This window comes from Nocardioides sp., assembly GCF_031422975.1.
In the GTDB taxonomy this organism is placed as follows: domain Bacteria; phylum Actinomycetota; class Actinomycetes; order Propionibacteriales; family Nocardioidaceae; genus Nocardioides.
The window spans coordinates 1-7507 of sequence record NZ_JANPEO010000290.1 but is presented as its reverse complement, the minus strand read 5'-3'; the positions used below and the strand labels follow the sequence as shown (position 1 = coordinate 7507).

Annotated in this window: 7 protein-coding genes; 2 read left to right on the top strand and 5 right to left on the bottom strand. The window is 71.1% G+C overall.

The genetic code is table 11. The features are described from left to right. Nucleotides 1-149 precede the first annotated feature (149 nt). From RMO85_RS08730 to RMO85_RS08715, 4 genes are read right to left on the bottom strand one after another with little or no spacing between them, the layout of a single operon-like run. Nucleotides 150-746, bottom strand: coding sequence for a TetR/AcrR family transcriptional regulator (locus RMO85_RS08730; protein ID WP_310528336.1), 597 nt, complete (start codon nt 744-746; stop codon nt 150-152). A 60-nt stretch (nt 747-806) separates the two neighbouring features. After that, entirely contained in the window at nt 807-3455 is a 2649-nt protein-coding gene (locus RMO85_RS08725; protein WP_310528335.1) for an FtsX-like permease family protein, read from the bottom strand. Then, nucleotides 3452-4180, bottom strand: coding sequence for an ABC transporter ATP-binding protein (locus tag RMO85_RS08720; protein WP_310528334.1), 729 nt, complete (start codon nt 4178-4180; stop codon nt 3452-3454). The genes RMO85_RS08725 and RMO85_RS08720 overlap by 4 nt, the downstream gene beginning before the upstream one ends. After that, complete coding sequence (locus RMO85_RS08715; protein ID WP_310528333.1) at nt 4177-4806, bottom strand: PadR family transcriptional regulator; 630 nt, start codon at nt 4804-4806, stop codon at nt 4177-4179. The genes RMO85_RS08720 and RMO85_RS08715 overlap by 4 nt, the downstream gene beginning before the upstream one ends. A 189-nt stretch (nt 4807-4995) precedes the next feature. On the opposite strand from RMO85_RS08715, the gene RMO85_RS08710 reads away from it, so the two are divergent. Together RMO85_RS08710 and RMO85_RS08705 are read left to right on the top strand one after the other, a co-directional pair. Then, nucleotides 4996-5595 (top strand): RDD family protein, encoded by a 600-nt coding sequence (locus RMO85_RS08710; RefSeq protein WP_310528332.1) that lies wholly within the window; start codon nt 4996-4998, stop codon nt 5593-5595. A gap of 125 nt (nt 5596-5720) precedes the next feature. Then, nucleotides 5721-6545 (top strand): hypothetical protein, encoded by an 825-nt coding sequence (locus RMO85_RS08705; RefSeq protein ID WP_310528331.1) that lies wholly within the window; start codon nt 5721-5723, stop codon nt 6543-6545. A gap of 105 nt (nt 6546-6650) precedes the next feature. Here RMO85_RS08705 and RMO85_RS08700 read toward each other — a convergent pair. Beyond that, on the bottom strand, nt 6651-7507 hold an 857-nt coding region (locus RMO85_RS08700), incomplete at its 5' end, for a hypothetical protein (protein WP_310528330.1).

Genomic DNA, 7507 nt, shown 5'->3' with positions numbered 1-7507 from the left:
CCTCGGCGGACAGGTCGTCGAGGACGGTGGTGAGCACGTCAGTCACGGTGTGCCTTTCCTGAGGAGGGTGGTGTTACCGAACAGTCCGTCGGTCTGAGCGCGCTGAAGGCAACCCGACTGTTCGGTAACGCGAGTGGAATGAGAGCCACTCATGCCAGCTCCCGGTCGAGTACGTCGGCCCAGTGGTCGAGGATGCGCCGGCGCCGGCGGGCGTCGTCGGAGATGGTGTTGGCGAGCCCCAGCCCGCGGACCAGGTCGAGGGTGGCCTGCACGAGCTCGCGCACGCCGGACTTGGACTCGTCGGCGCCGATGGCCTCGACGGTCAGCCGGTGCACCTCGCGCCCGACCCGCAGCTCGAGCGGCCCGACCGCGGAGAGCAGGACCGCATCGGTACGCGCCGCGACCCACAGCTCGAGCGCTGCGGTGAAGACCGGCGAGGCGAAGTGGTCGCCGAGCATGGTGAGTACGGCGCGGGTCCGCCGACCGCCCGTGGGCAGCACGTCCACGGCGGCGGCCAGCTCGGCGCCACGCAGCTCGGTGAGGTGCTCGACGGCCGCGACGACGAGATCGTTCTTGGTCGGGAAGTGGTGCAGCTGGGCGCCCCGGGAGACGCCGGCGCGCTCGCTGACCAGCGTGGTCGACGTACCGGAATAGCCGCGCTCGACCAGGCACTCGACCGTCGCCTCGAGCAGTCGCAGCCGCATCGCGCGGCTGCGTTCCTCCTGCGGGATCCGGCTCGAGGTCACGCGACGATCATGGCGTCTTCCACACAAACAGTCAAGCCTGATTGTTTATTGGTAGACGTCTCAGGTCAGCCGTGCCGCCAAGGGCAGCCGCGACCGCGCGGTCAGCCCGACGATCAGCGCCGTGAGGAGCGGGAGGGCGATCACGAGCCCGACGATCAGCAGCCACGGGATGTCGAGGAAGGGCCCCGTCGCCCCACACGTCATCGGCCCGTTGCCGGAGGACGAGCAGAAGTTCTCCGACGTCGAGGTCAGCGGGAACGTGATCGCCACACCCGGGATGAACCCGACGAGCGCACCGAGCACGGCCCCGACGGAGCCGACGACGAGGGCGTACGACGCAGCGACCCCGCGCCTCGATCGCGGCGCCGCCCCCACCGCGGACAGGGTCGCGAGGTCCGGACGCGCATCGGAGAGTGCGAGGAAGGTCGCCGTCAAGGTGCCGCCGAGCATCAGCACGCCGCCGAGGGTGAAGAGGACCAGCAGCAGGATGAAGATCGCGTCGGGAGCCTGGTAGCCGCGCTCGACGTAGATCGACGCGTTCTCATCGATGCCGGCCAGCGTCTCGTTGAGGTCCTGCTCCTCCTGCTCGCTGATGTCCTGCGCAGAGAGGTAGAGCCCGACCGTGGTCACGGCCTGTCCGGTCTCCTCGGCCAGCGCGGTGGGCAGCAGGAGCTGAACGGGCTGGCGCCCGGTCACCTGGACGTGCTCGGCCGGCCAGGTGAGCCTGGTCATGTCGGACTCGGGCGCGTCGCGGGAGGCCCGGACCGTCTGCACGGTCACGGAGTCGGAGTCCACGCGTGCGCTGCTGAGCACCACCGCCCGGCCCGCCTCGAGGGCGGTCGCCATCCGCTCGCGCATGGCATCGTCCACGTCGAGGATGCCGGGCACGGCTCCGTCGCTGACGAAGTCGACCGCGTTGCTGGGCGAGCCCCCCCAGTCGCCGTAGACCGGTTCGCCGGAATCGTTGAGGACGTCGAGGTAGTAGGAGCCGCCATCTCCCTCCATCGTCTGGCCGAGAAGCACCTCGGGCTCGGCATCGGGGAGCCGTTCGCGCACGGCGGTGGTCACCCGGTCCCACGCGCCAGCCGGAACGGGCAGCATCTCGCCCGAGTTCGGGTCGAAGCCCGGGTAGATGCTCACCGAGGCCGCGCCCATGGCGATGGCAGGCACGTAGGTCTCGCGGTTCTGCGCCTCGTCGCTGGTGTTGGCGATGCCGAGCGCCACGACCCCGGCGACGGTCGCGGCGACGGCCGCGATCGCCGGGACGGTGCGGGTGCGGTGCCTCGCGGCGTCGCGGGCGGCGTACCGCATCACCAGCGGGAACCGGCCGGACAGCCGAGCGATCACCGAGACCACCAGCGGCACGATGAAGATCATCCCGAAGACCGCGACGATCGCGCCGAGGGCGATCGCGAACTCGCCGCCCCTGACGCCGAGCACGGACAGCGCGATGCCGACGCCGAGCAGGACCACACCGAAGATCGGGGTACGGGCCGAGGGCGGCGCGTCGCCTCGACGTCCGGCGAGTACGGCGACGACATCCTGCCGTGAGGCCAGCCACGCCGGCACCACGGCAGCCAGGAACGCGCTCAACACGCCGCAGGCCGCCACGATCGCCACGGCCAGCCAGTTGACGTCGATCGGACCGAACCACACGCTGCTGAACGTCTGGACGAAGGGCAGCACTGCGAGTCCGAGGAGTACGCCGAGGACCGCACCCACGAGGGCAGCGACCGCACCGAGCACGACCCCGGAGGCGAGCACCACCCGGCGAGCCTGGCGCGGCGTGCCACCGCACGCGGCCATCAGCGCGAGCGTGCGCGCCTGCCGCCGGGCACTCACCGCGAAGGCTGGACCGGCGAGCAGCACGACCTCGAGCAACGCCATCGCGATGATCAGCGAGACGATCGCGACGTAGTCGCCGTAGCCCGTGTCGTAGCCCAGCTGCTCGGCCATCTCGAGCACCGGCGGCGGGTCCTCGATGACGGCACGCGAGTAGACGAGTCCACCCTGCTTGTTGAGCGCCTGCACGTCGGACCAGAGCAGCGGATCGCCGCCGACGAGCCAGTCGGGCGAGCTGCCCTCGCCGGTGAAGTCGGGGCCGAAGCTGCCCGGCAGGCCGGCGACGGTCAGCGGGTCGCGGTTGGTCGCGTCGCGGCCGATGCCGACGACGGTGATGTCCTGGCCGAGCACGTCGATGGTGTCGCCGATCGCGACGCCGCGCCGGGCGAAGGCGTCGTTGATGACCACCTCGCCGGGCTTCGCGGGCAGCGCTCCGGTGTGCAGATCGAAGAGCCCGTCGGCCAGCGGATCGCGCAGGTCGACCTCGGTCGGCAGCACCTCGACCCGTCGGTCACCCAGCGGGACCTCGGCATAACCCTCGGCGATGGTGATGACCTCGCGGTCACCCAGCGTCTCGGTGAGGTCGGCCAGCGTCGGCAGGTCGCCTCCGTCGGAGGTGTACATGCCCGAGTCGGGGTCGGGCGCCTGCAGGACCGTGCCGCCGAGGGGCTGGATCCGGGCCGCAGCGGCTCCCATCGTGCGCGGGATGGCGTCGACGCCGTTCACGTCGGAGGTCGCCTGGACCACGGCCGCGGCCGTGACCGCCAGCACCGGCAGGGCGATCATCACGAGCACGAGGATGCTGCGCCCACGGGCCCGGAGTGCGTCGCGCCAGGCGAGCCTCAGCGCAGGTCGCCACCCCCTCACGGGGTCACCTCGAGCAGTTCCTCGGCGGAGTCGGCGCCGGACTCGTCGACGATCAGGCCGTCGCGGATGAAGACGACACGGTCGGCCCAGGCGGCGTGCCTGGCCTCATGGGTGACGAGAACGCCGGCCGCGCCCGCGTCACAACGGCTGCGCAGGAGGCGCAGGATCTCCTCGCCGGTATCGGTGTCGAGCGCTCCGGTCGGCTCGTCGGCCAGGATCAGCCGCCGCTCCCCCACGATCGCCCTGGCGATCGCGACCCGTTGCTGCTGTCCCCCGGACATCTCGTCGGGGAAGCGCTCCGCGAGCTCGACGATGCCGACCTCCTCCAGCGCGGCCAGCGCGAGCAGTCGCGCCGCCTTGGTGCGCTCGCCGTCGAGCTCGCGCGGCAGGGCGACGTTCTCCGCCGCGGTGAGCGCGGGGATCAGGTTGAAGTCCTGGAAGACATAGCCGATCGACGTACGCCGCATGCGGGCTCGCCCGGCGTTGCCGAGCCCACCCAGGACGGTGCCCTCGACGCTCACGGTGCCGCTGGTCGGCTCGTCGAGGCCACCGGCGATCGTCAGCAGCGTGGACTTGCCGGAGCCGGAGGGGCCCATCACGGCGACCAGCTCGCCGGCGTGCGCCGTGAAGCTGACGCCGCGCAGGGCCTGCACCTCGGTGGCGCCTTCGCCGTGCACACGGGTGACATGGTCGAGGTGGAGCACGGCGGTCCCTGAGAGCGTCATCGTCGGACTTCCTCTTCGTCAGTGGTGTTCATGGCGGGCCGAGCCGGGCGGGCAGGAGTGTGCAGCCGGCCCTCGATGGCGGCGCGACGCAGCCGGGCCTCGCAGTGATCGAGCCAGCGGATCTCGGCCTCGGCGTCGAAGACGAGCGAGTCGAGGACCAGCGACCACGCGAGGTCCTCGGGCTGGTCGGGTCGCGACGCGCGGCCGCTGCGCTTGAGACGGGTGTAGTCCTGGAGCGCGGTCATCGTCGCCGTACGCTGCTGCTGGATCAGCGCACCGACGTTGACGCCCGGCAGCGTCACCGCGATGGCGAGCTTGATCGCCAGCTCGTCGCGTGGTGGCTGGGTGCGAGGCACCGGCGTGGTGAACCACGCCGACACCTCGCCCCTGCCGGAGGGGGTGATGCGATACATCACCTGGGCGGCCCGATCGGCGGCGTCCTGCGCCCCCGCACCGTTGACGTGCTCGACCAGGCCGTCGCGCTCGAGCCGGGACAGGGTCGTGTAGACCTGCCCGACGTTGAGCGGCCAGGTCGCACCCGTGCGCTGCTCGAACTCCGCGCGGAGCTGGTAGCCGTACATCGGCCCCGGCTCCAGCAGCGCGAGCATCGCCTGCCGGATCGACATCGCAGCCCCTCCCGTCGTCGGCCCCCGTGACCGACGTCGAGACAGGTATACCACGTATATGCATACCGGGTATATAGGCTCGTCGGCACCCGACGGGTTTCGCCACGGCGCTGCGAGGGCAGGACCCGGACGCGCGCTCACTAGGGTGGGCGCGCATCCGCGCACCAGCGAACTTCCCAGGGGGAAATCATGTCCAGCTACGGCAACCCGCCCTCCGACCCGTCGGGCCAGCCCGGGCACCCCGGCCAGGACCCGTACGGCCAGCAGAACCCGTACGCCGCCCAGCCCGGCGGCCAGGCGGCGTTCGGCGTCCCGCAGGGCGTGACCTTCGCCCACTGGGGCAAGCGCGTGGGGGCCTACCTCATCGACTCCCTGATCACGATCCCGCTGCTGATCCCCTACTTCATCGGCATCGGCATCGCCGCCGGGAACTCCGAGATCGACCCGGTCACCGGGCAGAGCACCTTGGACAACTCGTCCGCGGGCCTCGTCCTGATCCTGGCGCTGGTCAGCGGCCTCCTCTCACTGGCCTACTTCGTCTGGAACTTCTGCCTCAGGCAGGGCAGGACCGGCTACACCATCGGCAAGGGCGTGCTGGGCATCAAGCTCGTCAAGACCGAGACCGGTCAGCCGATCGGCGCCGGCATGGCCTTCGTCCGCCAGCTCGCCCACATCCTCGACAGCCTTCCCTGCTACCTCGGCTACCTGTGGCCGTTGTGGGACGCCCGGCGTCAGACGTTCGCCGACAAGGTGATCGGCACCTACGTCATCGACCAGCCCAAGGGCTGATCTCGGTCCTCATCCTTCGACCCGTCCGGTGCTCCGGGCGGGTCGAAGTCCATTGCGGGCGCGGCCGGGCGCGGCTTCACTAGGCTCTGGCTCGTCCAGCCATCGCTCGACCACGTGAGGCAACCATGTCCAACTACGGCGACACCCCAGACGAGACCCCGCAGGACCCCTACGGCCAGCAACCCCCACAGGGCCCGCCCGGCGAGCCCAATTACGGCCAGCCGTACGGCCAGCCGTACGGCCAGGGCCCCGCAGGCACTGCGCCCTTCAGCGTGGGCGCCGCGTTCGGCTACGGCTGGAGCAAGTTCAAGGCCAACCTCGGCCCGATCCTGATCGTGGCGGTGGTGCTGTTCGCCGTCGTCGCCGTCATCCAGATCCTCCAGTACGCCGTCTCCGGTGGCAGCAACACGGCCTTCGAGGTCGACCCCAACACCGGCCAGCTCGAGAGCACCTCGCCCGGCATGCTGGGGGGCTCGATCATCGCCTCCCTGTTCTTCGGCGCACTGAGCTTCCTGGCGCAACTGGTCATCGAGTCCGGCATCGTCAAGGGTTCGCTCGACCTCACCCGGGGCAGGGCGATCTCGCTGGGCACGATGTTCTCGGGGATCGATTTCGTGCAGGTGCTCATCGCCTCCCTGATCCTCGCGGTCGCGACCATCATCGGCATCGTGCTGTGCGTCCTGCCCGGACTCGCGGTGCTGTTCCTGACCTCGTTCACGCTCTACTTCATCATCGACAAGGGCATGCCAGCGATCGAGGCGATCAAGGCCAGTGTCTCCTTCACCATGGCCAATGCCGGCACCCTGATCGTCTTCTTCCTGGCCTGCATCGCCGCCTACATCGTCGGCGCGCTGCTGTGCGGCGTCGGCCTGCTGGTCGCCGTCCCGGTCGTGGTGATCGCGCAGGCGTACGCCTACCGCACGCTCCAGGGCGAGCAGGTCGCTGCCTGATCCACGCTCACCGACTGGCGGGGGACGACCTGTCCGGCGGCGATCGTGATGTCGGCCGCCGCCAGTTACCGGCGGGCTCCGGCGCCTGACGCGTTCGTACGCCGATCAGCCGGCCGCGACGGTCAGCGCGATCTCCGCCCGGGCGGGTGCCGAGAGCCACCGCCGACGCGCACGGTGGAGGCGGACGCCGGACCAGAGCAGGAACGGCACACCGAGGGCCAGCGGCAGCCACCACACGGCGACCCCGGCCGCCCCCTTGAACAGCATCCCGGTGAGGGTCGTGACCAACGACAGGCGCAGGGCGTAGCCGAACATCGCGGCGTGCGGGGCCGGGGTGGCGCGCGGCGAGCGCAGGTCGACGGCGTACGGGCGGCGTACGGACCAGGACATCGAGATCGCCAGCACCTGCACCACCACGACCAGCCAGCAGACGAGCAGTGCGGTCGCGACCTGCTGTGCCGGCAGCCCGTTGCGGACCGAACCGGCGAGCAGGGGGACTCCGGACACGACGGTCAGGCACTCGGCGGTGACGAGGGCGCGGGCGTCGAAGATCCGCGCCGGAGCGACCGGCAGGCTCTCGCGCCACAGCATCCCGCGGCCGTCGAGGCACCAGGCGTTGACGCCGTAGAGCAGCGCGGCACCGCTCGCGCCGAGGCCGGGCAGGATCACCACCGTGTCCCACGGCAGCCCGCCGCCGAGGGTGACGAGGGCAGGGCCGAGGGCGAGCACGATCAGACCGCGGCGCATGCCCACCGAGCGCCAGACCGACCCCCGGTCGAGTCGCCTCAGCAGGGCGAGGTCCTCGCCCAGGAAGCGCGCGACCGGCGCCGGCCGGGCCTCGTGGATCCCGGTCTCGACGCGCAGCTCCTCGCGCGGCGGCAGCCGGAGTGCCCAGCGGGCGGGGACGGCGCCGACGGCGACCGCGGAGACCAGGAGCACCACCATCGAGACGGCGACGAGCG